Raw genomic sequence first — 24,115 nt, 5'->3', positions numbered from 1 at the left:
CGCCCTACGGTAAACTCCCACGCTCGCGGGCCTATAGCTCAATGGTTAGAGCAGGGGACTCATAATCCCTTGGTTCCAGGTTCGAGTCCTGGTGGGCCCACCATCCTGCGTACCTCGCGGCTACCCCTGTGCATGATGCGTGGCGCCCGCAATGCGCCGCCGCCTGAACGCCCGCTCCCCCCATGCACGTCGCCACCACCTGGCCCTAACGCCGCCGCGGGGATAGTGGGTCGCGACGGGTTGCAACGGCACGCCTGTCATCCCTATCGCAACGGAGTGACACGACATGAACGACGACCGCATCCAAGGCAACTGGAAACAGCTCACCGGCAAGATCAAGGCCAAGTGGGGCGACCTGACCGACGACGACCTGACCCGGGCCGAGGGCAATACCGAGTATCTGGTCGGCAAGGTGCAGGAACGTTACGGCATCGCGCGCGACGAGGCCAAGCGCCAAGTGCGGGATTTCGAGCGGACGCTGTAATCCCACCGGCATCGCGCGGGGTCGCTGCGGTTGCAGCGGCTCCGCGCGTCAGTCCTTCAGCGTCAGCTGCGGCACGTCCAGCGAGCCTTCCTCGCGGTCGCGGTACAGCGCGGCGCGCACCAGCAGCATCAGGGTGATCGGGGTGGTCAGGGTGAGGAACACGCCGATCAGCACCTCGTTGAAGATCGGCCGGCCGTGCAGCACCGAGAAGCAGGTGATCGAGGCGGCCAGCATGAAGAACGTGCCCAGTGTGGTGCCCAGCGTGGGTGCGTGCACGCGCTGGTAGAAGTTCTTCAGGCGCAGCAACCCGAGCGAGCCGACGAAGGCGAACAGCGCGCCGAGCAGCATCAGCACAGCGACGGCGATGGCTGCCCATGGCGGCAGGGCGTCGAGGTGGCTCATTCGATCACCTGCCCGCGCATCAGGAATTTCGACAGCGCCACCGTGCTGGCGAAGCCGAGCAGGGCGATGATCAGGCCGGCCTCGACGTAGAGCATGCTGCCGCTGCGGATGCCGATGGTCAGCAGCAGGATCATCGCGTTGACGTACAGGGCGTCCAGCGCCACCACGCGGTCCTGCGCGCGCGGGCCGCGCACCATGCGGATCAGCGAGAAGGCCATCGCCAGCAGCAGCAGGATCTGCGCCGCGCGGATCGACACGTCGAGCAGTTCGTGGCTCATTGGAAAACCTCCAGCAGAGGGCGTTCGTAGCGCTGCTTGATCGAGTCGATCCAGCCGGCCTCGTCGACCAGGTCCAGCACGTGGATCAGCAGGATGTTGGCGTCGGAGTCGTAGCTGACCCAGATCGTGCCGGGGGTGGAGGTGATGATGCACGACAGCACGGCCAGGCCGTAATGGTCGGTCAACTCCAGCGGGATCGCCACGAAACCCGAGTGCAACGGGCTCTTGTTGAACAGCACGATGCGCGCCACCGCGAGGTTGGAGCGCACGATGTCCAGCACCACGCGCACGAACAGGCGCAGCAGCAACGGATAGTGGCGCAGCCGCGCCTTCGGCGGGTCCAGCAGGTCGAGCATCCGGCCCAGCACGATGCCGAGCACGATGCCGAGCAGCACGGTGCCGGGCGACACGCTCTGGTTGAAGATCAGCCAGATCAGCGCCAGCAGCGCGGACAGCAGCGGATGCGGCAGCCAGCGGCGGATCATGGTGCGACCTCGGCGCCCGGCAGCACGGCGTGGATGTAGTTGCCCGGCGCATGCAGCTGCGCGGCGGTGTCGCGCAAGTAGTGCAGCGGCCGCTCGGGCCAGACCGTCAGCAGCAGGCACAGCCCCAGCAGCAGCGCGACGGAGACGCTCTCGGTGAGGCGCACCTTCGGAAAGATCCGCTCCGGCTCGACCCAGAAGATCTGGATGCCGGCGCGGCACAGCGCGGTCACGGTGCAGAAACCGGCCGCCACGACCAGCGCGAACAGCAGCTGCGCGCCGCGCCCGGCGTCATCGAGCATCGGCGCCAGCAGGGCGAACTTGGCCAGGAAACCGGACAGCGGCGGCAGCCCCGCCAGCAGCACCGCGCAGGCCGAGAAGCTCAGGCCCAGCATCGCGATCGGCGCCGGGATCACCACGCGGCTCTCGTCCTCCTGCGCGTACAGGCTTTCGTTCGCGGGGGTCTCGCCGGGCTGCTCGTACGGTTCCAGGCTCAGCGTGTCGTCGGTATCGTCGTCGCCGTCGGAGGCGAGCAGGCCGGCAATCAGGAAGAACGCGGCGATCGCCAGGGTGGAGATCACCAGGTAGGCCAGCGCGCCGGCGGTCACCGCGCTCTGCTGCAGGCCGATCGCGCCGAGCAGGGTGCCGGCGGAGACCACCACGTTGTAGCCGGCCAGCTTGCCGAGGTCGCGCGCGCCCAGCATGCCGATGGTGCCGGCCACCAGCGTGGCCATGCCGCCCCACAGCATCCACGCGCTGCCGAAATGCGCCGAGGCGGGCCCGGCGCCAGCGCCGAACAGCAGCAGGCCGAGGCGCAGCAGCACGTAGATGCCGAGCTTGGTCATCAGCGCGAACATCGCGGCCACCGCCGGCGCCGCGGCCGCGTAGGTGCGCGGCAGCCAGAAGCCGAGCGGCCACATCGCGGTCTTGATCAGGAACGCCACGCCGAGCAGCGCCGCGCCCGCATGCAGCAGCGCGCGGGTGCGCTCCGGCACGTGCGGGATCAGCTCGGCCAGCGCCGCCATGTTGAGCGTGCCGGTGACGCCGAAGATCAGGCTGACGCCGAGCAGGAACAGCATCGAGGCGGTCAGGTTGACCGCGATGTAATGCAGCCCCGCGCTGACCCGCCGCGCACCGGAGCCGTGCAGCGCCAGGCCGTAGGACGCCGCCAGCAGCACTTCGAAGAACACGAAAAGATTGAACAGGTCACCGGTGAGGAAGGCGCCGTTCAAGCCCATCAGCAGGAACTGCAGCAGCGGCTGGAAATGGCCGCCGCGATGCTGCCAGCGACCCAGCGCATACGGCAGCAACGCCAGCGCCAGCACACTGGTGAGCAGCACCATCAGCGCGGAAAGCCGGTCCGCCACCAGCACGATGCCGAAGCGCGCCGGCCAGTCGCCGATGCGGTAGACCGCCGCCAGCGCGCCATCGGCGGACACCTCCAGCAGCAGCGCGGCGGCCAGCAGCACCAGCGCCACGCACGAGGCGATACTCAGCGTCAGCGCCGTGCGCCGGCGCTTCTCGCCCACCAGCAGCTGCAGCGCGGCAATGAGCAGCGGCAGCAGGATCGGCGCGACGACCAGGTGCTGGCTCACGGCGTGCCGTCCTCGCCGTCGACGTGATCGTTGCCGGTCAGCCCGCGCGAGGTCAGCAGCACCACCAGGAACAGCGCGGTGGTGGCGAAACCGATCACGATCGCGGTGAGCACCAGCGCCTGCGGCAGCGGGTCGGTGTACTGCGCGACGTTGCCGGCCACCTCGTGCAGCACCGGATCGGCGCCGGTGCGCAGGCCGCCGATGGAGAAGATGAAGAGGTTCACCGCATAGGAAATCAGGGTCAGCCCGATGATCACCTGGAAGCTGCGCGGACGCAGCAGCAGCCACACGCCGGAGGCAGCGAGAATCCCGATCGCGGCGGCCAGCACCAGTTCCATCAGCCCTCCCCTTCCGCGGCGGCGGCCGACACCTGGCGCGGCCGCCGCAGCGACTGGTGCGCCAGCGCGATCAGCATCAGGATGGTCGCGCCCACCACCGTGGCGAACACGCCAAGGTCGAACAGCAGCGCCGTCGCCAGCGGCACGCGGCCGAACAGCGGCAGCGCCAGGTACTGAAAATGGCTGGTCAGGAATAGACGTCCAAATACCAGCGAGCCCAGCCCCGTGAACAAGGCCAGCAGCAGCCCGGCGCCAATCCAGCGCAGCGGCAGCACGCGCAGGCGCGACTCCACCCAGCGCGCGCCGCGCGCCATGTACAGCAGGATCAGCGCCACCGCCACGGTGATCCCGGCGACGAAGCCGCCGCCCGGCAGGTCGTGCCCGCGCAGGAACAGGTGCAGCCCGAACAGCAGGATCACCGGCGCCATCAACTGGATGATCAGGCCGGGGATCATCAGGTAGTCGGTCAGCGAATGGTCCGCCGCGCGCCCGGGTTCATCCGCCTCCAGCGCGGTCTGCTGGCGCTGTTGCTCCGGTACGTGGATGCTTTCGGCGGCCGGGCGGAAACGGCGCAGCAAGGCGAACACGGTCAGCGCCACGATCGCCAGCACGCTGATCTCGCCCAGCGTGTCGAAGCCGCGGAAGTCGACCAGGATCACGTTGACCACGTTGTGGCCGCCGCCCTCGGTGTACGCCTGTTCGAGGAAGAAGCGCGAGATCGAATCGGCCACCGGATGCATCATCGCGGCGTAGGCCAGGCTGGCCACGCCGATGCCCACCGCCAGCGCGATCACGATGTCGCGGCGGCGACGGAAGCGCTGGCGCCGCCCCTCGGGCGCGAACCCGGCAATGCGCTTGGGCAGCCAGCGCAGGCCGAGCAGGATCAGGATCGTGGTGACCACCTCCACCAGCAGCTGGGTCGCCGCCAGGTCAGGCGCGGACAGCCACACGAAGCTCACGCACGACACCAGCCCCGCGCCGCCGGTGAGCACCAGCGCGGCGAGGCGATGGAACTTGGCCTGGGTTGCCGCGCCGATCGCGCAGGCCGCGCCGAGCAGCCACAGCAGCGCGAACGCCGGATCGATGCTGGACCAGTGCGGGCGAAAATCCAGCGGTGCCGTGGTTGCCGCCAGCGCGGCGGCCAGCAGGGCGAGGAGCACGATCCACAGCAACTGCGACTGCAGCCGCCGGCTCGGATAGAGCCGCTCGATGCGCTGCGGCCAGTCCGCCGCGAACAGCGCCAGCGCTCGCTCGAACAGCCGCTTGCCGCTGAAGCGGCTGGTCAGCGGCGCCGTCTCGATGGTATCGAAGCGACGGCGCAGGCTGGCGAACAGCAGGCAGCCGGCGGCGAAGGCGAATACGCTCATCAGCAGCGGCGTGGTCAGGCCGTGCCACACCGCCAGGCTGTACGCCGGCATCTCCGCGCCGAGCACCGCGCCGGCCGCCGCGTGCAAGGTGGGTCCGATCACCCGCCCCGGCAGCACGCCCACCAGCAGGCAGGCCAGCGCGAGGAAGCCGATCGGGAAGCGCATCCACAGCGGCGGCTCGTGCGGCTCGCGCGGCAGGTCGGCGGGCATGCGGCCGAAGAACACGCCGCGCACGAAGCGGATCGAATAGGTCACGCCGAAGGCGCTGGCCGCCACCGCGATCACCACCGAGATCGCGTCCAGCAGCGGCCCCTGGCGCACTGCCAGCGTCTCGGCGAAAAACATCTCCTTGGAGAGGAAACCGTTCAACAACGGCACCCCGGCCATCGCCGCGCCGGCCACCAGCGCCAGCGTGGCGGTGACCGGCATCACCCGGTACAGGCCGCCGAGCCTGCGCAGGTCGCGCGTGCCGGCCTCGTGGTCGACCGCGCCAGCGGCCATGAACAGCGAGGACTTGAAGGTGGCGTGGTTGACGATGTGGAAGATCGCCGCCACCACGCCCAGCGTGCTGCCCAGCCCCACCAACATGGTGATCAGGCCCAGGTGGCTGATCGTCGAATAGGCCAGCACGCCTTTCAGGTCCTGCTCGAACATCGCCGCGTAGGCGCCCAGGATCAACGTGACCAGGCCCACGCCCCCGACGATCCAGTACCACTGGTCGGTGCCGCCCAGCACCGGCCAGAAGCGCACCAGCAGGAACACGCCAGCCTTCACCATGGTGGCCGAATGCAGGTAGGCCGACGCCGGCGTGGGCGCAGACATCGCCTGCGGCAGCCAGAAGTGGAACGGGAATTGCGCACTCTTGGTGAACGCGCCGAGCAGGATCAGCAGCAGGGTCGGCGTGTACCACGGGTGCGCGCGCACCGCCTCGCCCGCGGCGAGGATCGCGTCCAGTTCATAGCTGCCCGCGATGTGCCCCAGCAGCAGCATGCCGGCGAGCAGGCAGAAGCCGCCGCCGGAGGTGACGATCAGCGCCATCCGCGCGCCGTCGCGCGCGGACGCGCCGTGGTGCCAGTAGCCGATCAGCAGGAACGAGAACAGGCTGGTCAGCTCCCAGAAGAACACCAGCTGGATCACGTTGCCGGACATCACGATGCCCAGCATCGAACCCATGAACGCCAGCAGCAGCGCGAAGAAGCGCGCCAGCGGATCGTCCGGCGACATGTAGTAGCGCGCGTACACGCCCACCAGCGCGCCGATACCGCAGATCAGCAGCAGCATCAGCCAGCTGAAGCCGTCCACTCGCAGCACCAGGTCCAGACCCAGCGACGGTGCCCACGGGATGGTCTGGCGCAGTACCTCGCCGGCGAAGATCGCCGGGGCCAGCCACAACGAAAGTGCCAGGCCGAGCAGCGCGGCGCCGGTCATCAGCCAGGCGGCGCGGTTGTGCCCGCGCTCGCGCATCAGCCACGTCGCCGCCGCCGCCGCGAAAGGCAGGCAGAGGATGGCGCCTGGGATGAGGTTGTCGGGCATCGCTCACTGCGTTCGATGGAAAGATCGTCGGTGTCGCCCGTCACCGGACCGGCGCCCGGGTGCATCACGCACGGCTACCGCCTCGAACCAGCTGTCATGCAGGCGCGCGGCATGGCAGGCCATCGTCGCGATCACCCGCATGCACTCACCTCTGGGCTGGGAGCGTGGCGGCCAGAACCGTCCGGACTCCTCGCCCGATTCTATCGTTCGCCGCGCGCAAGCGGCAACGGCCCTGCACGGCGCTTGCACACCACCTGTTCGTACCATCACCCGTGGAATCCCGGGATGGCCGCGCGCATGCGTTGCCTCGCACCCATCCGGAGACATGATCGATGACCTGTCCACCTCTTCGTCGGCCCCGCCGCGCGCTGCGCCTCGCCGCTCTCCTGCCGCTGGCGCTGGGCAGCGGCCTCGCCTGCGCGCAGCAGTCGCCTGCACTCGATCGCGTCAGCCTGTGGCTGGGCGGCTACGACGCGCACGTCGACACCACGATCGGCGCCAGCGATCCGGGCGGCCGGTACGGCGGCAACTTCAGCCTGGAGAACGATCTCGGCTTCAACGACCGCAAGCGCGTGCCGCGCGCGCGACTGGATTTCCTGGTCGGCGACAGCCAGGGTTTCTCGCTCGACTACTACAGCGTCAACCGCTCGCGCAGCCAGAGCCTGGCGCGCTCGATCAGCTACGCCGGCAACGATTACGAGGCCGCCGCCACGGTGCGCGGCAAGTTGAACTTCGATTTCGGCAGCGCCTCCTGGCGCTGGTGGTTCGGCCACGGCAACGACGTGTTCGGGCTGGGCCTGGGCGGCGCCTACTACCGCGTGCATGCCGCCATCAGCGGCGAGGCCAGCGTCAACGGCGAGCCGGTCGGGCAGGTCTCCTCCGGCACCAGCGACGGCGCCTGGGCACCGATGCTGCAGCTCGGCTGGCGCCATGCGTTCAACGACCAGTGGCGCATGTATGCCGACGCCGCCGGGGTGAAGAAGAACGGCGGCCGGCTCAGCGGCCACATCGTGAACGCCGCGCTGGGCGTGGAATGGCTGCCGTGGCCACACCTTGGCTTCGGCGCCGAATACGGCTACAGCCGCGTGGTGCTGCACCAGCGCAAGCACGCCTACCACGCCAACCTCGACATGAAACTGGACGGCCCCTCGCTGTTCGTCCACCTGCGCTTCTGAGGCGTGCCGCCGGCGCATGAGCGGATAGGCACGCCGGCAGCGTTGGTGCATCATCGAGGCTCCGACGAGCCGTCCGGACACGGGCGCGGCAAGGGGAAACGATGCCAAGGCGGTTTGCCACCACCATCGCGCTGACGCTGTGCACCGTGGCCATCGTCCTGCCGCTGGTGGCGGCACTGCTGATCGCCCGCCACCAGTCGATGGAGGAAGCCGGCGCCCAGGCATCGAACATCGCCAGCGCCATCATCCATCGCACGGAAGCGGTGGGCGAACAGTCCGCGGCCGCCTATCAGCGGTTGACCGAGTTGAATCCCTCCGGCACGTGCTCCGAGGCCAAACGCGCGCAGCTGCGCCGGATTCTGCTGGATTACGACTATGTGCAGGCGGCCGGCTACGTCTCCGGCGATCGCATCACCTGCTCGGCCATCGGCCCGCAGGCCGACGGCCTGCAGATGGGGCCACCGGCGTACGTGAGCCCGAAGGGCACGCGGGTGCACTTCGGGGTCTCCATCGACGGCAGCCGTCCGTTCGTGGTGCTCAGCGGCGACCATTACGCCACGGCGGTTCACCCGGACAACCTGCTGGTCGAAACGCCTTCCGTGCCGGGCCTTGCGCAGGGCGTGTTCGGGCGCAGCGCCGGCAAGGTCTGGGCCCGTGACGGCCACTTCGACCCGGCATGGCTGGAGCAGCACGGCAAGGCTGCCCGCGCGATCTTCTACGACGGCGGCTACCTGGTGGCGATCCAGGGATCGGAGCGCTTCGACGTGGGCGCCTACGCGGCAATTCCGCGTGCCTACCTGAGCTCCCGCCTGCGCGAGCTCGCCCTGTTGCTGCTTCCCGTCGGGCTGGCACTGGGCGCGGCGTTGGTCGGCGCGATCGTCATGTTCGCGCGCCAGCGTGCGTCGCTGCCCGCGTTGCTGCGGGCGGCGCTGAACCGGCAGGAGTTCGTGCTGTACTACCAGCCGATCGTCGAGCTGGCCTCCAACACGATAGCCGGGGCCGAGGCACTCTTGCGCTGGCCAGCCAACAAGCAGATCGGCATGCGCCCGGCGCTGTTCGTGCAGGCCGCGGCCGACTGCGGACTGACCGCCCGCTTCACCGAATACGTGCTCGCCCGCGTCGCCATCGACGGGCCACGCTTCTTCAGCCGATATCCGGGCTGCTACATCAGCGTCAACCTGGCGCCGAGCGACCTGCTGTCCGGCGCAGTCGTCGAGCACCTGCAGCGCCTGCTGACCACGCCCGGCATCGGCGTGCACAACATCGTGGTGGAGGTGACCGAGAGCTCCTTCGTCGACCCGGCCAGCGCCAACCGCACGATCGCGCGCATCCATGCGCTGGGCATCCGGGTGGCGATCGACGACTTCGGCACCGGCTTTTCCGGCCTGTCGCAATTGACCCAGCTGCGCGCCGATTGCCTGAAGATCGACAAGATCTTCGTCGACGCCATCGGCACCGGGTCGGTCACCAGCGAAGTGGTGCTGCACATCATCGCGATGGCGCGCTCGCTCAAGCTCACGCTGATCAGCGAAGGGGTGGAGACCCACGCCCAGGCCGAGTTCCTGCGTCAGCACGGCGTGGCGTTTGCCCAGGGCTGGCTGTTCGGCAAGGCGCAGCCGCTGGACGAGCTGTTGCGCCCGGCCGGGCCCGACTGATTGCCGGCGGCACCCGGTCGAGCGCCTCCGCGCGGACCGCGCAGCCACCGGCTCTTGACGTGTCGACTGCGCCATAAGCACTTCTTAAGCCGGCACACGGATAATCCGCCGGGCCGCCGCCACACCGGAGCCTGTTCGTGCACATCATCCTGGTCGAGGACGACGCCCAGCTCGGCGCCGCGATCCAGCGCGCGCTGGAACGCCTCGCCTATACGGTGAGCTGGCTGCGCGACGGCCGCGAGGCGCTCATCGCGCTGCGCGACGAAACCGCCGACCTGGTGCTGCTCGACCTCGGCCTGCCCGGCAAGGACGGCCTCGACGTGCTGGTCGAGGCGCGCCGCAGCCACGTCACCACGCCGGTGATCGTGATGACCGCGCGCGATGGCCTGCAGGCGCGCGTGCACGGACTCGATGCCGGCGCCGACGATTACCTGATCAAGCCGTTCCACCTCGACGAGCTGTGCGCGCGCATCCGCTCGCTGAGCCGGCGCGCGCAGGGCCTGGCGGTCAACCGCATCGAGGTCGGCGCGCTGGCGCTGGACCTGGGCACCTCGCAGGTGACCTGCCGCGGCGAGGCGATCGAACTGACCCGGCGCGAGTTCGCCCTGCTGCAGATCCTGCTGGAACGCGCCGGCAAGCTGGTGCGCCGCGAAAGCCTGGTGAACTCGCTGTATGGTCTGGACACCGTGGTCGGCGACAACGCGCTGGAGGTGCTGGTGCATACGCTGCGCAAGAAACTCGGCTACGACACCGTGCGCACCGTGCGCGGCTTCGGCTACATGATCCCGCGGGAGCCCGAATGAGCCAGCCCAGCCTGCGCGGCCGGCTGCGCTGGCTGATCATCGGCGTGATGCTGGCGGTGCTGCTGCCGCTGGCGGTGCTCAGCTTCCGGCGCACCATGCAGGAGGTGAACGAGTTGTCCGACGGCCGGCTGGCGCAGTCGGCCCGCACGCTGCAAGTGATCCTCGGCCAGGAAGGCCCCGAGGTGTTGCGCGGCCACGGCCGGCATGGCCAGTTGGTGCCGATCGAGGCGCCCGCGGTGCAGGCCATGCGCCGGCGCGGCCACACGTTCGAGTCCGAGGTCGGCTTCCAGGTATTCGACCGCGCCGGCCGCCTGGTGATGGCCACCACCAACCTCGCCGCGCTGCCCGCGCCGCAAGCCGGCGACGGCGAATACCGCGACATCCGCGCCGACGGCTACCGCTGGCGCCTGTTCACCCTGTCCGACCCGCGCGATGGCCTGGTGATCCGCACCGGCGAGCGCTATGACAGCCGCCACGACATCCTGCGCGCGCTGTGGTTCGACCATGCCCTGCCGCTGCTGATCGGCCTGCCGCTGCTCGGCCTGCTGGTCGGCTGGGCGGTACGGCGCGGCCTGCGCCCGCTGCAGTCGCTGACCGGCGCACTGGCCTCGCGCAAGCTGGGCAGCCGCGAGGCGATCGTGCTGGAGCGGGCGCCGCTGGAACTGCAGCCCGTGCTCGACGCGTTGAACGGGCAACTGCAGCGCCTCGCCGATGCACTGGAGCGCGAGCATCGCTTCAGCGCCGACGTGGCGCACGAGCTGCGCACGCCGCTGGCCTCGATCATGCTCAACATCGAGAGCGCGATGGCCACCCGCGATCCCGCCGAAGCGGAGGCCAGCCTGGCCGGCGCGCGCCACAACGTGGCCGCGCTGGCGCGGCGCGTCGAGCAGTTGCTGGCGCTGGCGCGGCTGGAATCCGGCACCGCGCTGGAGCAGCGCCAGCCGGTCGACCTGGTGCGCGTGGCCAGCGACGTGATCGAGGAGCTGGCTCCGGTGATCGCCGAAAGCGGCGCCGAGCTGGGCTTCAGCCACGACGACCACCCGCTGCAGGTGCAAGGCCACGAGGCCGCGCTGGCCGCGCTGCTGCGCAACCTGATCGAGAACGCCATGCGCCACGTGCCGGCCGGCGGCCAGGTGCAGTTGTCGATTGCGCAGGGCGTGGTCACCACCACCATCGACGTGGCCGACGACGGCCCCGGCATCCCGCCCGAACGGCGCGCCGCCGTGTTCGCCCGCTTCCACCGCGAATCGAGCAGCCGCGGCGAAGGCTACGGCCTCGGCCTGTCGATCGTGCAGCGCGCCGCCGAGCTGCACGGCGCCAGCATCGAGCTGCTCGATTCACCGTTCGGCCACGGCCTGCGCGTGCACGTGAGCATCCCGCGCAACGACTGAGCGAAGCGCCCGTCACGACACTGAAACGCCAGCCTGCGCCTCCGTAAGCCGGCTGAAAGCCGGCCGCCCGGAGAATGCCGGCCGATGACCCCGGCCGATGCGTGCCGGTGGCGGGCAAACCCGGGTGCGGCGGAACAGGCATGGACAAGGCGGGAAAGGCGGGCGGCCAGATCGTGCCCGTGCTCATGTATCACAACATCGCGGCAACCCCCGCAGGCTTGCGCAGCTACCGCAGCCTGTATGTCAGCCCGGCCAGATTCGCGCGGCAGATGTGGCTGCTTCAGCAGCTGGGATACGCCGGCCTGTCGATGTCGGCGGCATTGCCGTACCTGCGCGGCGAACGCCGCGGACGGGTCGTCGCCATCACGCTGGACGACGGCTACGTCGACAACCTCGACGCGGCGCTGCCGGTGCTGCAGTCGTTCGGCTTCAGCGCCACGATCTACATGGTCAGCGGCAGCATCGGCCGCTTCAACACGTGGGACGCCGAACGGCTCGGCATCCGCAAGCCGCTGATGTCCGCCGCGGACATGCGCCGCTGGAACGACGCCGGCATGGAGATCGGCGCGCACACGCGCAGCCATCCGCGGCTCAGCCAATGTACGGACGCCGTCCTGCACGGCGAGATCCACGGCTGCAAGGCCGACCTGGAGGATCGCCTCGGCTGCGCGGTGACCCAGTTCTGCTACCCCTACGGCGACCTCGACGAGCGCGTGGTCGCGGTGGCCCGCGAAGCCGGCTACGCGGCGGCCACCACCACGCGCCGCGGGCGCGCCGTGGCCGGCGCCGACCTGTGGCGACTGCCGCGGATACAGGTGGCGCGGCACCACCTGCTGCCGCAGTTCGCGGCGCGCGTGCTGACCCGCTACGAGGATCGCCGCCCATGAAATTCCTGCTGGTCGGCACCAACCCGGAGCACACCGGCGCGGCCACCCATTTCGTCGCGCTGGCGCAGGCGCTGGCCGAGGCCGGCCACGAGGTCGGCGTGGTCACGGCCGCCGACGGACTGATCGAACAGCAGCTTGCCGACACCGCCGTGCAACTGCACCGCGCCACGTTCCGCAATGCGCTGGACCTGCGCGGCTTCGCCGCGGTGCTGGGCGCGGCGCGGCAGCTGCGGCCGCACTGGCTGGTCGGCAACTTCGGCAAGGAATACTGGCCGCTGATCGTGATCGGCCGGCTGCTGCGCATCCCGGTCGTGCTGTTCCGCCACCGGGTGCCACCGATGAAGCGCGTCTCGGCCTGGCTGCTGCCGCGGCTGGCGCACCGCTTCTTCGCCGTGTCGCGCCACGCGCGCCGCGCCTATCTCCAACGCGGCGTGCCGCCCGGCCTGGTGCAGGTGCTGTACAACCCGGTGAACATGGCGCTGTGCCGGCACGACCAGGTGCAGCGCAGTGCGATCCTGCGCAGCCTGGATATCTTCGGCGCCCCGGTCGTGCTCGGCTATTGCGGCCGGATGCAGCGGGGCAAGGGCATCTTCACCCTGTTCGACGCCGCCACCGCGGCGATGGCGCAGCAGCCGCGACTGCATTGCCTGTGGCTGGGCGACGGCCCGGATGCGCAGGCGCTGCGCGAGCGCGCCGCCGCGCATCCGCTGGGCAACCGCCACCATTTCCCTGGCTGGGTCAACGACATCCACCCGTACTACAGCGCCATGTCGATGCTGGCCTTTCCGTCCATCGCCCCGGAAACCTTCGGGCGCGTCTCGGTGGAGGCGCAGGCCGCCGGCCTGCCGGTGCTGGCCAGCGACATCGGCGGCATTCCGGAAACGTTGCAGCCCGGCGTCACCGGCGTGCTGCTGCCGCCCGGCGACGTCGAAGCTTGGCGCGCCGCCATCGTGGCGATGTGCGACCCGTCGCGCCGGCAGCCGATGGGCGTGGCGGCCGAGGCCTTCGTGCGCGAGCGCTTCAGCACCGGCGTGATCGCGGCCCGCTTCGTGCACCTGCTGACCACCAGCGCCGTCCCGGCCACCCGCGCGGGAGGCTTCTTCCGGCACCGCCGCAAGCGGCAGCTGCCGGGCTGAGCGGGTTTCGCCGCGGCTCCGGCGACTGCGCGTGCCGCGGCCGCTCGCCTGGCGACGCGGGCAATCCAGTCGCGCCTCAGGGCTGCCCCACCGTCAGGATGGCGAAGCTTCCCGGCACGATCGTGTGCCGGCCATCCGGCTGCCGCGCGCTGCCGAAACGCGCGGCGGAGAGATAGAGCCGGTGCAGCTTCGGGTCCAGCGTCAGCGTGCGCGCGCTGACCTGGGTCGCAAGGGTGGCACGGACGCGATAGTGGTCGGCGTCGTCCTGATGGATCGCGGTGATCGTGCCGCTGCCGCCGTTGGCGCTGTAGATCATCGACTGCGCAGCGTCGAACACCACTCCATCCGGGCCGTCGCCGATCGGCACGCGGGCGACCTGGTGGCCGTCGCGCGCATCGGTGACGACCATCAGGCGGTTGTCGCAGACCGAGAACAGCCGATGGTGCGCGACGTCGATGGCCAGCCCGCTGGGCGACTCGCACGGCGCCAGCGGCCAGACGTGCAGCACCGTATTGGCGGCGGTGTCGATCTCCACCAGCTCGGACTTGTCCTCGATGTTGTCGTAGATGTGGCCGGCGCCATCGGACACCGCGAACTCCGGCTTGCCGGGCAGCGCGATGGTGGCGATCACCGCGTCCCTGGCCGGGTCGATCACGCTGGCCGAATGGCTCCTGCCATTGAAGGTCAGCACGTGCTGCGAGGGGGCGTCGTAGACGATGGCGTCGGGGTTCTCGCCGGTGCCGGTGATGGTGGCCACCGGCTCGAACGTGCGCAGGTCGAACGCGGTCACCGAGGCGCCGCGGCCGTTGCTGGTGAAGCCGCGCTGCAGATCCGCGGCAATCGCGATGCCGTGCACGCCGGGTGTGTCGGCAAGCGTGCCGATCTGCTTGCCGCGGTCGACGTCGATCACCAGCACGCGGTCGCCGCGACTGACGAACAGGTGCCGCCGCGCGGCGTCGAAGCTGAGGTAATCCCAGCCGCCCGTGCCGCCCAGCCGCAGGCTCGACAGCAATCGCGGCGCCGGGGCGGGCGCTGCGGCATGGCTCGCCGCGGGCACGAGCAGCAAGGCCAGCGCGGCCGGCGCGAGGGAGCGGAGCAGCCTGGGTATTTGCATGGCGGTCACCTTGGCGTGGGGGCGGAGAACATCATTCGGCGGGCGCGGCACGCGGCGTGTCGCGACGGCGCAGCAGCGCGTACAGCACCGGCATCACCAGCAGCACCAGCGGCAGCTGCAGCAGCATGCCGGCGATGATCGCCACCGCCAGCGGCTGCTGCATCTGCGAGCCCTGGCCGAGCGCCAGCGCCAGCGGCAACAGGGTCAGGATCGCGGCGAGGGTCGACATCAGGATCGGCCGGGTGCGGTGCGTGCCGGCGTCGTGCAGGGCGTCGTGCAGCGCGAGGCGACGCTGCGCGTCATCGAACTCGGAGAAGTAGAAGATCGCCACCTCGGTGACGATGCCCACGATCATCGTCATGCCCATCATCGAGGAGATGTTCAGTTCGATGCCGGTCAGCCACAGCCCGATGAACACGCCGGGCAGCGCCAGCAGCGGCATCGCCAGGATCGCCAGCGCCACGCGGAAACTCTCGTACAGGAACAGCAGCAGGGTGAACACCAGCGCGATCGCCGCCAGCAGCACGATGGTGAGCCCGCGGAATGCCGCCTGCTGCTGCTGGTAGACGCCGCCGAGCTGGTGGAACATGCCCTTGGGCAACAGCCCCGGGCGGGCCAGCACCTGCTTCACGTCGGCGATGGCGGCGCCGAGACTGCGGCCGCTGATGCGGCCGGTCACCGCCACCATGCGCTTGAGGTTGTTGCGGGTGATCTCGGGCTGGCCCTGCACCTGGCGCAGCGTGGCCACCTGCGACAGCGGAAACAGATGGCCGTCCGCGGCGCGGATCGGCAGCGCCGCCACCTGGTCGAGCCGCTGGTGCGCGCCTTCGGGCAGGCGCACGCGCACGCCGACCACCTTGCCGTCCAGCGGAAACTGCGCGGCGACCGTGCCGTCGATGGCCGCCGCCACCTGGTCGGTGACCGCGACCGGGTCCAGCCCCTGCAGCGCGGCCCTGGCCGGATCGACCTGCACCGTCAGTGCATCGCCGGCGGGGTTGATGCCGTCGAGCACGCCGACCACACCGGGGATCTTGCCGATCGCCGCGGCGACTTTCGCGGCGGTGGCGTCCAGTTGCTTCTCGTCGTCGCCGTAGAGCTGCACCTCGATCGGCTGCGGCACCGCCACCAGGTCGCCGATCAGATCCTCCATCAATTGCGCCAGGTCGATGTCCAGCCCCGGCACCCGCGCCTCGACCGCCGTGCGCACCTGCGCCATCACCTCTTCGGTCGAAGGTCGCGAACCGTTCTTCAGGCGCACGAAGAAGTCACCCTGGTTCGCCTCGGTGAGGCCGCCGCCCAGCTGCAGGCCGGTGCGTCGCGAATAGGTGTCCACGTAGGGGTTGGCGCGGATGATCGCCTCGACCTGGTTGAGCAGGCGGTTGGTTTCCTGCAGCGAGGTGCCGGGCCGGGACAGGTAATCGAGGATGAAGCCGCCCTCGTCCATCCTCGGCATGAAGCCGGTGCCGACGCGGGCATAGGCGAAGCCGCCGGCCAGCAGCAGCGGCACGACCAGCCACAGCACCAGCACGGGTCGCGCGAGCCAGCGCGCCAGCACGCGGTGATAGCCGTCCATCATCCGCGTGGTGAAACGCGACGGCGCAGGTTCGACGAGGTGGCGGCGATCGAGCAGGCGTTCGGCCAGCAGCGGCACCGCGACCCAGGTCAACAGCCAGGAGATCACCAGTGCGCTGGCCATGGTCAGCGACAGCGCCTTGAAGAACGCACCGGTGACGCCGGAGAGGAACGCCAGCGGCAGGAAGATGACCACCGTCGCGGCGCTGGAGCCGGCGAGCGGACGGGTGAACTCCGCCGCCGCGCCGGCGATGCGCCGATGCAGCTCGCCGTCGCCCTGATGGAGCCGGCGCATGATGTGTTCGAGCATCACGACCACGTCGTCGATGATCAGCCCGACCGCCGCGGCCATGCCGCCGAGCGTCATCATGTTGAAGCTCATGCCGAGCACGCGCAGCAGCAGCACGGTGATCGCCAGCACCGCGGGCACCACGATCAGCGCGATCAGGATCACCCGCGTGTTGCGCAGGAAGCCGAACAGCACCAGCCCGGCCAGCACGATGCCGACCAGGATCGCGTCGCGCACGCTGCCGGCCGCGCCGGTGACCAGCTGGGTCTGGTCGTACCAGTTGGCCACCTTGACGCCGGCCGGCATCTGCGGCGCGAAGTCGGCCAGGCGCTGCTTCACCGCCGCGGCGATCTGCACGCTGTTGCCGGCCGGTTGCTGGAAGACCTGCAGCAGCACCGCGTCCTGGCCGTCGGCATTGACCTTGATCCATTGCGGCACGTGGCCGATGCCGACGCGTGCCACGTCGCCCAGCCGCACCACGCCGCGCGGGCCAGCGCGCAGCACGATACCGGCCAGCGCTGCCACGCTGCGCGGCTGGTTGTCGGCCAGCAGCAGGTAGAGCTTGTAGTGGTCGGCGACGCGGCCCATCGCCTGGATGGTGGCGGCGTCGGCCACCGCCGTGGCGACTTCGGCCATGCTCAGGTCCAGCGCGCGCAACTTGCCCGGGTCGACGTCGACGTGGAACTCGGCCACCTCGCCGCCCTGCACGTCGACGTGGGCGACGCCGTCGATGCCGCTGAGCAGCGGGCGCAACTGGTATTCGGCCAGGTCGTGCAGCGCGGCGGGCGACACGGTATGCGAGCGCAGGCTGTAGGCCAGCACCGGGAAGGTGGTCGGGTCCATCCGCCGGCTCGACAGCCGCGTGCCGGGCGGCAGCTGCGCCAACACCTGCCCGGCGGCGCCGTTGACCTCCTGCAGCGCGGCGGCCATGTCCGCGCCCCAGTCGAAACTGATCGCGATGTCCGCGCTGCCGCGGCTGGTGGTGGAGCGCACCTCGCGCACGCCGCGCACGCGCCGCACGGCCTCCTCGACCGGCGTGGTCACCTCGATCGCCATCTGGTCGGCCGGGCGATCGCCCGCGTCCAGGGTCAGCTGCACCCGCGGAAAGGCCACGTTGGGGAACAGCGCCACCGGCATCAGGAACGCGCTGGCGACGCCGCCGAGCGCCAGCATCAGCGCCAGGAACAGCAGCGAACGACGATGCCGCTGCATCCATGCGCTCATGCTCACCGTGCCGACTCCCGCACCGCGTCGCCGTCATGCAGCTCGTAGACGCCCAGCACCACCACCGGCGCGTGTGCGTCCAGCGGCCCCTCGACGCCGACGGTATCGCCGTCGGGACTGCGCAGTTTCACCGCGATGCGCCTGGCGTGGCCGCGTTCGACCTGGAACAGGTAATCGCCTTGCGCGTCGTGCAGCACGGCGTCGCGCGGCACCGCCCAGGCCCGGAAATCGTCGGTGCGGATCTGCGCCTCCAGCGCGGCGCCGATGACGAGGCTGGCGCTGGCGCCGGCCGGCAGCTCGACCTGCGCGCCGAGCAGGTGGGTCTGCGCGTCGACCGACTGGCCGACCATGCGCAACGTGCCGACGAAGGCATCCGCCGCGCCGTACACCGGGCGCACCTGCACCGCCATGCCGGGGTGCAGCCGGGCGCCATCCTGCGGCTGCACGCCGAACACGCCGAGCAGCGCGCGGCTGGGCGCGAAGCTGAGCAGCGGCGCGTTCGCCGCCACGCGCTCGCCCAGGCCAACCTGCAGCGCGGTGACCACGCCGTCGGCCGGCGCGGCGACGGTCTCGCTTGCCGCGCCGCCGCCGAGCGCCCGCTGCGCGTCGAATGCTGCCTGCGCATCGGCCAGCGCCTTGCGCGCGGCGGCCAGCTGCGACTGCGTGGCCAGCCGCTGCGCGGCCAGCCGTTCGCTGCGCTGCAGCTCGCCGCGGGCCAGGGTCAGCGCGGTCTGCGCCTGCAGCCAGGTGCTGTGCGCGGCGGGGTCGGGGGTGATCGTCAGCAGTGCCTGCCCGCGCTTCACGGTTTGCCCCGCGGCCACCTGCAGCGCACTGACCTGGCCGCCGTGGCCGAGGCTGATCGCGCGCGCGCGCTGCGGATCGCCGGCGACGCTGCCCCACGCCTCCACCGTGTCGTGGAAGGTCTGCCGCGTCGGCGTGGCGGTGGTCACCGCGACCTGGCCGGGTGGCGCGGCGGCCTCGTCGTCGTCCGGTGCGGCATGGCCGCAGGCCGCCAGCAGCGTGCCGAGCAGCAGCGCACAGGCAGCGGGCAGGAGCAGGGAGCGCGTCATCGGTTGGCGGCCTTGGCAGTGGAGGGGTCGGGCGCGGCCAGGTCGCTGCGGCCGAGCAGGGTTTCCAGCGCGATCGACTGCCGCGCGCGTTCCTGTCGCGTCGCCAGCAGGTCGAGCTCGGCGGCCAGCGCGTTGCTGCGGATCGCGAGCCAGGTCGGCCAGTCCAGCGCGCCGGCGCGCCACGCCCGGTCGGCGGCGTCGCGCGCCTGGTCCAGTTCGTGCGCGTGCGCCTGCAGCTGGTCGACCCGGGTGTCCAGCGTGGCGAGGTCGGCGTCGATGCGCCGGATGTCGCTGCGCGTGGTCAGCACGCGCGCGGTGTAGTCGTCGTGCAGTTGTGCGCGCGTGGCGCGCTCGATCGCGATGTTGCCGCGGTTGCGGTCGAACAGCGGCAGCGTGATGCCGATGCTGAAGCCGCGCGTGTGCACGTTGCTGGTATCGCGCGCGGTGTTGAAGCCGATGTTCAGCGCGGGGAACTGGGCCAGGATCGCCGCGCGCAGTTTTTCCTGCTGCGAGGCGTAGCCGGCCTGCAGCGCCAGCAGGTCGGGGCGCCGCCGCGGCAGCGCGTCGAGCGCGGCATCCCGTTCGGCCGCCGTCGGCGCGGCGCGGTAGGGCGCGCCGACCAGCGGCAGCGGCGCGTCCGGCGCCAGCCCGAGCAGCAGGTGCAGGTCGGCGTCGGCCTGGTGCAGCGCGACCGCGTTGTCGGCCAGCCGCTTGCGCAGCTCGGCCTGCGCGTTCAAGCCGGCACTGGCGCTGTCGTAGCTGAGGTCGCCGGCGCGCAGCGCGGCGCGGATGTCGCCGGCCACCTCGGCCAGCGCCGGCTGTTCGCGTTCGAGCAGCGCGCGCTGGGCGCGCAGGTCGTGCAGCTGGTCGAACAGCAGTCGCGCCTGCGCCACCGTCTGCCATTCGGCCCACAACAGGTCGAGGTTCACCTGGCGGACCTGCTCGCGTGCCGCGGCCTTGCGCGAGGAGCGCGTCAGCAGCGCGCCGATGTCCTCGCCGAGGCCCAGGCTGTAGCCCGTGGTCAGGCCACTGGCGCGCGGGTGCGGAAAATCGGCCGACAACGCCAGCTGCGGGTCGGGCAGCAGGCCGGCGGCAAACGCCTGCGCGCGGGCGATGCCCAGTTCGTCGCGCCTGACGCGCAGCTGCGGACTGTTGGCCACCGCCAGCATCGCCACCTCGGTGACGTCCAGGCCATCCGAGGGATCGAACCGATGCGTCGCCGGCAGCGGCGACGGCATCGACGCAATCGGCGCGACGAGTTCCGCCACGCTGGCCGCGCCGCGACCTTCGTCCAGCGGCCGATCCGCATACGTGGCGCAGCCGGCCACGCCCAGCAGGGTGGCCAGCAGCAGGCCGATCCCTCTGCCGCCGGCGCGCCCGATCACGGGCAACACCATGGCGCGCACAGTCGGTGCGTTGATGTGAAGCCGGGGCGCATCACTTGAAACGATGGACGAAGCCGACCTGGAAGCCGCCCGGCAGCCAGCCGATGATCAGCGGCGAATTCCGGTGCGCCGCCCACAGGCCCACGCCGGTGCCGAGCGCCGCGCCGACCAGCACGTCGCTCTGCCAGTGGCCGTGCGTCTTCATTCGCGCCACCCCGTCGTAGACCGGCAGCACGGCCAGCGCGTAGACCGCAGGATGATCGGGCCCGTAGTTCACCATGAACGGCGTGACCGCCGCCGAGATCGCCGCCACCTCGCCGCTGGGAAAACTCTGCGCGTGGCTGCCGGCGAACCAGCGGTTCGGGTCGCTGGTCTGCGAGGGGCGTTCGCGCTGGAAGGTGAGCTTCAACCCTTCGGTGGCCACCGCGGTCACCGCGAGCGCGTCCACCGAGCGCCAGAAGGTGTCGCCCAGCTTGTCGTTGTCGCCGAAGGCCAGTGCGCCGCCGACCACCGTGGCGACCGTGCCGTAGACCAGCACGTTCTGGTCCGTGCGGTTCCAGATGCCGCGGTTGTCGTAGTGGAGGCGATGGTCGATGCCCAGCGGGCCACTCGCGGCCATCGCACCGGTCGAGGCGAGCAAGGCAAGGCACAGCAGCAGGAACGATGGCGCACGCATGATCCTCTCCCCGACCAGGCAAGTCGGCTGGTCCGTGCCTGGCCACGCTACGCGGGCCAGCTTTCCTTTTGCTTACGGATGCGCCGATTTGCGCGGGCGCCGGCCGCGCCAGGCAACGGAAAGGCGATGGAAAGGCAGGCTGCCTAAGCTGCCCCCCATCGTTGCCGACGTGAGTTCGTGATGCCCGTTTCCGGCTGGACCATCCTGTGCGATTTCGACGGCACCATTTCCGTCGAGGACGTGATCGACTCGCTGCTCGATCGCTTCGGCCGCCCCGGCTGGGAAGTGCTGGAGCAGGACTGGCGCGCCGGCCGGATCGGTTCGCGCGAATGCATGGCCGGCCAGGTCGCGCTGCTGCAGATGAGCCGCGCCGAACTGGACACGCACCTGGCCGGGATGTGGATCGACCACGCGTTCCCCGGCTTCGTGGCGAAGGCGTACGAACTGGGCGCGCCGATCCGCGTGGTCAGCGACGGCCTCGATGTCGCGATCCGGCAGATTCTCGCCCGCTACGGCCTGGACGACCTGCCGCTGGCGGCCAACCACCTGGCGCCGGCCGAGCCGCCGCAACAGTGGCAGCTCACTTCGCCGTTCCAGGCCGACGGCTGCCGCAGCGGCACCTGCAAGTGCGCCTGCGTGGCGCAGGCCCGCGCGGGCGGCGCGAAGACGCTGCTGATCGGCGACGGCGCCTCGGACTTCTGCGCCGCCGACCGCGTCGACTTCGTGTTCGCCAAGCACCGCCTGATCGAGCACTGCCGCGCCGCCGGCATCCCCTACGTGCCGATCACCGGCTTCGAGGATGCGCTCGACCTGCTGCCGCAACTGCTCGATGGCAGCCTGTCCGGCCAGCCCGCCACCCCTGCGCCGGCGACCACGGCCTGACCGGCCAGCCCACGCGATCCACTCTTTTACCGACCCCGGACTTCCGATGAATGTTTTCGACAAGAACGCTGCCGTCGTGATCGACGACGCCCAGCTGCTCGCCGACGAGGCGAAGTACAGCTCCTTCGGCGACACCGTGCACTACGTCGACCCGCCGAAGATCTTCCGCAGCTGCGAAGGCAGCTACATGTTCGACAGCGCCGGCGTGCCATTCCTCGACCTGCAGATGTGGTACTCGGCGGTCAACTTCGGCTACGGCAACAAGCGCCTCAACAACGTGCTGAAGCAGCAGATCGACCTGCTGCCGCAGGTGGCCAGCCAGTACCTGCACCAGAGCCGCATCGAGCTGGCCAAGGCGGTGGCGCTGGACGCGAAGAAGAAGTTCGGCCTGGACGGGCGCGTGCACTTCAACGTCGGCGGCGCGCAGGCGATCGAGGATTCGCTGAAGATCGTGCGCAACGCGCGCAACGGCAAGAGCCTGATGTTCGCCTTCGAGGGCGGCTACCACGGTCGCACCCTGGGCGCCTCGTCGATCACCTCCAGCTACCGCTACCGCCGCCGCTTCGGCCACTTCGGCGAGCGCGCGATGTTCCTGCCGTTCCCGTACCCGTTCCGCCGCCCCAAGGGCATGACCGCGGAGGAATACTCGGACAGCTGCGTGAACCAGTTCGCGCGCCTGTTCGAAACCGAATACAACGGCGTGTGGGATCCGAAAACCAACCAGTGCGAATACGCCGCGTTCTACGTCGAGCCGATCCAGGGCACCGGCGGCTACGTCGTCCCGCCGATGGGTTTCTTCAAGGGCCTGAAGAAGGTGCTCGACCAGTACGGCATCCTGCTGGTGTCCGACGAAATCCAGATGGGCTTCTGGCGCACCGGCAAGCTGTGGTCGATCGAGCACTTCGGCGTGACGCCCGACATCGTGGTGTTCGGCAAGGCGCTCACCAACGGCCTCAACCCGCTGTCCGGTTTGTGGGCGCGCGAGGAGCTGATCAACCCCACCATCTTCCCGCCCGGCTCCACCCACAGCACGTTCAATTCCAATCCGCTGGGCACCTCGCTGGGCCTGGAAGTGATCAAGATGGGCTACGAGCTGGACTACGAGACCAGCGTGCCGAAGAAAGGCGCGCACTTCCTCGACGGCCTGCGCGAGCTGCAGAAGAAGCACAAGGAAATCGGCGACGTCGACGGTCTCGGCCTCGCCCTGCGCGCCGAGATCTGCACCGACGACGGCTTCACCCCGAACAAGGCGCTGCTCGACAGGATGGTCGACATCGGCCTGGCCGGCGACCTCACGCACAACGGCAAGAAGATCGGCCTGGTGCTCGACGTGGGTGGCTGGTACAAGAACGTGATCACGTTTGCGCCGTCGCTGGACATCACGCACGAGGAGATTGATCTGGCGATCGCGCTGCTGGATCAGTTGCTGACGAAGGCGAAGAAGGGCTGAAGTTCCCCGGACTCGCCATGCGGAGGGGCGCCCGCCCCTCCCCGCCGTTCACCCTGAGCGTAGGCCCGCAGGGCCGCACGCGGGGAGTGACCATGGATGGTCACGGCTTTGAGGAGCGAGGAAGTCGAAGGGCCTGCCTCCGGCGTTAGCGAGCCCCTTGATGGTGAACCCCGCCGTTGCGGCGCGGCGCTTGCCACTTGAACGCCCGTCGCAACCTGCGCTAGTGTGTGTATGATCTAGGAGGAACATACACATGCGTACCAACATCGTGATCGACGACGCACTCATGCGAGATGCCATGAAGGCTTCGGGCCTCAAGACCAAGCGCGAGGCCGTGGAACTCGGCTTGCAGACGCTGGTGAGGCTCAAACGGCAACAGCAGATCAAGACCCTGCGCGGCAAGGTTCAGTGGCAGGGCAACCTCGAAAGACTGAGGATGGATGCGTGATCCTGGTCGACTCCAGCGTATGGATCGACTACCTGCGCGGCACCGAAACCCGGCAAACCAATTGCCTGGATGGCCTGCTGGGAACCGAACCCCTGGCCATCGGCGACCTGATCCTGACCGAGGTGCTGCAGGGAACCACCACCGACAAGGAGTTCCGCGACGTCCTGCGCCTGCTCGGCAGCCTGGACGTCGTGCCGCTAGGCGGCCAGGCCGTGGCCGTGCAGGCAGCCCGGAACTTCCGGACCTTGCGCGAGAAAGGCGTCACCGTCCGCAAGACCATCGACTGCGTCATCGCCACCCGCTGCATCGTCGACGGACTGACGCTGCTGCACAGCGATCGGGACTTCGAGCCATTCGTCGTGCACCTGGGGTTGCAGTCGGTTTTCTAGCGACGCGGCTGGCTGACGCACTGCATGCAGCGGATCGGGGTAGCGTCCTCAAACCAACTAAAGCTGACCCCGTTCTCCTTCTCGCCTCCC

The 24,115-nt window shown here is 70.0% G+C and carries 22 protein-coding genes and 1 tRNA gene; 12 read left to right on the top strand and 11 right to left on the bottom strand.

Annotated features, from left to right (window positions below; all coding sequences use genetic code 11):
- Positions 1–27: 27 nt before the first annotated feature.
- Positions 28–103: transfer RNA gene (locus tag ACVCMB_RS13135), tRNA-Ile, on the top strand.
- Between the two features lie 183 nt (positions 104–286).
- Positions 287–484, top strand: coding sequence for a CsbD family protein (locus ACVCMB_RS13130; RefSeq protein ID WP_068094291.1), 198 nt, complete (start codon positions 287–289; stop codon positions 482–484).
- A 48-nt stretch (positions 485–532) separates the two neighbouring features.
- Here the strand turns inward: ACVCMB_RS13130 and mnhG are convergent, their stop codons facing one another.
- Genes mnhG through ACVCMB_RS13100 form a run of 6 tightly spaced genes read right to left on the bottom strand, consistent with a single transcriptional unit; the run spans position 533 to position 6,479 of the window.
- Complete coding sequence (mnhG, locus tag ACVCMB_RS13125) at positions 533–886, bottom strand: monovalent cation/H(+) antiporter subunit G (protein WP_447105338.1); 354 nt, start codon at positions 884–886, stop codon at positions 533–535.
- Positions 883–1,164, bottom strand: coding sequence for a K+/H+ antiporter subunit F (locus ACVCMB_RS13120; protein ID WP_395120956.1), 282 nt, complete (start codon positions 1,162–1,164; stop codon positions 883–885). The genes mnhG and ACVCMB_RS13120 overlap by 4 nt, the downstream gene beginning before the upstream one ends.
- Positions 1,161–1,649, bottom strand: coding sequence for a Na+/H+ antiporter subunit E (locus ACVCMB_RS13115; RefSeq protein WP_447105337.1), 489 nt, complete (start codon positions 1,647–1,649; stop codon positions 1,161–1,163). The genes ACVCMB_RS13120 and ACVCMB_RS13115 overlap by 4 nt, the downstream gene beginning before the upstream one ends.
- A complete protein-coding gene (locus ACVCMB_RS13110) occupies positions 1,646–3,241 on the bottom strand; it encodes a monovalent cation/H+ antiporter subunit D (RefSeq protein ID WP_447105336.1) in 1,596 nt (531 codons plus the stop codon). Before ACVCMB_RS13110 ends, ACVCMB_RS13115 begins: the two co-directional genes overlap by 4 nt.
- Positions 3,238–3,579 carry a Na+/H+ antiporter subunit C gene (locus tag ACVCMB_RS13105; protein ID WP_395120953.1) on the bottom strand — a complete coding sequence of 114 codons (342 nt, stop codon included), beginning with the start codon at positions 3,577–3,579 and terminating at the stop codon, positions 3,238–3,240. The genes ACVCMB_RS13110 and ACVCMB_RS13105 overlap by 4 nt, the downstream gene beginning before the upstream one ends.
- The gene (locus ACVCMB_RS13100; RefSeq protein WP_447105335.1) at positions 3,579–6,479 is read right to left on the bottom strand and encodes a monovalent cation/H+ antiporter subunit A; all 2,901 of its coding nucleotides are present in this window, start codon (positions 6,477–6,479) and stop codon (positions 3,579–3,581) included. Before ACVCMB_RS13100 ends, ACVCMB_RS13105 begins: the two co-directional genes overlap by 1 nt.
- Before the next feature lie 332 nt (positions 6,480–6,811).
- Here ACVCMB_RS13100 and ACVCMB_RS13095 point away from each other — a divergent pair, with 332 nt between their 5' ends.
- The 6 genes from ACVCMB_RS13095 (at position 6,812) to ACVCMB_RS13070 (ending at position 13,526) form a co-directional block, all read left to right on the top strand.
- Entirely contained in the window at positions 6,812–7,654 is an 843-nt protein-coding gene (locus ACVCMB_RS13095; protein WP_447105334.1) for a hypothetical protein, read from the top strand.
- Between the two features lie 101 nt (positions 7,655–7,755).
- Positions 7,756–9,309 carry an EAL domain-containing protein gene (locus ACVCMB_RS13090; RefSeq protein ID WP_447105333.1) on the top strand — a complete coding sequence of 518 codons (1,554 nt, stop codon included), beginning with the start codon at positions 7,756–7,758 and terminating at the stop codon, positions 9,307–9,309.
- A 137-nt stretch (positions 9,310–9,446) separates the two neighbouring features.
- Positions 9,447–10,112 (top strand): response regulator, encoded by a 666-nt coding sequence (locus ACVCMB_RS13085; protein WP_447101189.1) that lies wholly within the window; start codon positions 9,447–9,449, stop codon positions 10,110–10,112.
- Positions 10,109–11,503 carry an ATP-binding protein gene (locus ACVCMB_RS13080; RefSeq protein WP_447105332.1) on the top strand — a complete coding sequence of 465 codons (1,395 nt, stop codon included), beginning with the start codon at positions 10,109–10,111 and terminating at the stop codon, positions 11,501–11,503. Before ACVCMB_RS13085 ends, ACVCMB_RS13080 begins: the two co-directional genes overlap by 4 nt.
- Positions 11,504–11,643: 140 nt before the next feature.
- Positions 11,644–12,390: a polysaccharide deacetylase family protein gene (locus ACVCMB_RS13075; protein ID WP_447105331.1), complete on the top strand. Its 747-nt coding sequence runs from the start codon at positions 11,644–11,646 to the stop codon at positions 12,388–12,390.
- Positions 12,387–13,526 carry a glycosyltransferase family 4 protein gene (locus ACVCMB_RS13070; protein WP_447105330.1) on the top strand — a complete coding sequence of 380 codons (1,140 nt, stop codon included), beginning with the start codon at positions 12,387–12,389 and terminating at the stop codon, positions 13,524–13,526. The genes ACVCMB_RS13075 and ACVCMB_RS13070 overlap by 4 nt, the downstream gene beginning before the upstream one ends.
- Positions 13,527–13,602: 76 nt before the next feature.
- Here the strand turns inward: ACVCMB_RS13070 and ACVCMB_RS13065 are convergent, their stop codons facing one another.
- Genes ACVCMB_RS13065 through ACVCMB_RS13045 form a run of 5 tightly spaced genes read right to left on the bottom strand, consistent with a single transcriptional unit; the run spans position 13,603 to position 20,856 of the window.
- On the bottom strand, positions 13,603–14,634 hold the full coding sequence (locus ACVCMB_RS13065) for a YncE family protein (protein WP_447107173.1): 1,032 nt from the start codon (positions 14,632–14,634) through the stop codon (positions 13,603–13,605).
- 37 nt (positions 14,635–14,671) lie between these two features.
- Positions 14,672–17,731 (bottom strand): efflux RND transporter permease subunit, encoded by a 3,060-nt coding sequence (locus ACVCMB_RS13060; protein ID WP_447105329.1) that lies wholly within the window; start codon positions 17,729–17,731, stop codon positions 14,672–14,674.
- Complete coding sequence (locus ACVCMB_RS13055; RefSeq protein ID WP_447105328.1) at positions 17,728–18,795, bottom strand: efflux RND transporter periplasmic adaptor subunit; 1,068 nt, start codon at positions 18,793–18,795, stop codon at positions 17,728–17,730. Before ACVCMB_RS13055 ends, ACVCMB_RS13060 begins: the two co-directional genes overlap by 4 nt.
- On the bottom strand, positions 18,792–20,180 hold the full coding sequence (locus ACVCMB_RS13050) for a TolC family protein (protein ID WP_447105327.1): 1,389 nt from the start codon (positions 20,178–20,180) through the stop codon (positions 18,792–18,794). The genes ACVCMB_RS13055 and ACVCMB_RS13050 overlap by 4 nt, the downstream gene beginning before the upstream one ends.
- Positions 20,181–20,232: 52 nt before the next feature.
- On the bottom strand, positions 20,233–20,856 hold the full coding sequence (locus ACVCMB_RS13045; RefSeq protein ID WP_447105326.1) for a phosphatase PAP2 family protein: 624 nt from the start codon (positions 20,854–20,856) through the stop codon (positions 20,233–20,235).
- 180 nt (positions 20,857–21,036) lie between these two features.
- On the opposite strand from ACVCMB_RS13045, the gene ACVCMB_RS13040 reads away from it, so the two are divergent.
- The 4 genes from ACVCMB_RS13040 (at position 21,037) to vapC (ending at position 24,025) form a co-directional block, all read left to right on the top strand.
- The gene (locus tag ACVCMB_RS13040; RefSeq protein ID WP_447105325.1) at positions 21,037–21,738 is read left to right on the top strand and encodes an MtnX-like HAD-IB family phosphatase; all 702 of its coding nucleotides are present in this window, start codon (positions 21,037–21,039) and stop codon (positions 21,736–21,738) included.
- A 46-nt stretch (positions 21,739–21,784) separates the two neighbouring features.
- Positions 21,785–23,188 (top strand): aspartate aminotransferase family protein, encoded by a 1,404-nt coding sequence (locus ACVCMB_RS13035; protein WP_447105324.1) that lies wholly within the window; start codon positions 21,785–21,787, stop codon positions 23,186–23,188.
- A gap of 253 nt (positions 23,189–23,441) precedes the next feature.
- The gene (locus tag ACVCMB_RS13030; protein ID WP_447105323.1) at positions 23,442–23,636 is read left to right on the top strand and encodes a type II toxin-antitoxin system VapB family antitoxin; all 195 of its coding nucleotides are present in this window, start codon (positions 23,442–23,444) and stop codon (positions 23,634–23,636) included.
- The gene (vapC, locus tag ACVCMB_RS13025) at positions 23,633–24,025 is read left to right on the top strand and encodes a type II toxin-antitoxin system VapC family toxin (protein ID WP_447105322.1); all 393 of its coding nucleotides are present in this window, start codon (positions 23,633–23,635) and stop codon (positions 24,023–24,025) included. The genes ACVCMB_RS13030 and vapC overlap by 4 nt, the downstream gene beginning before the upstream one ends.
- Positions 24,026–24,115: the final 90 nt, after the last annotated feature.

Source organism: Rhodanobacter sp. UC4443_H10 (assembly GCF_052978325.1).
The sequence above is the reverse complement of the archived record's forward strand: the minus strand, read 5'-3'. Positions and strand labels throughout refer to the sequence as shown.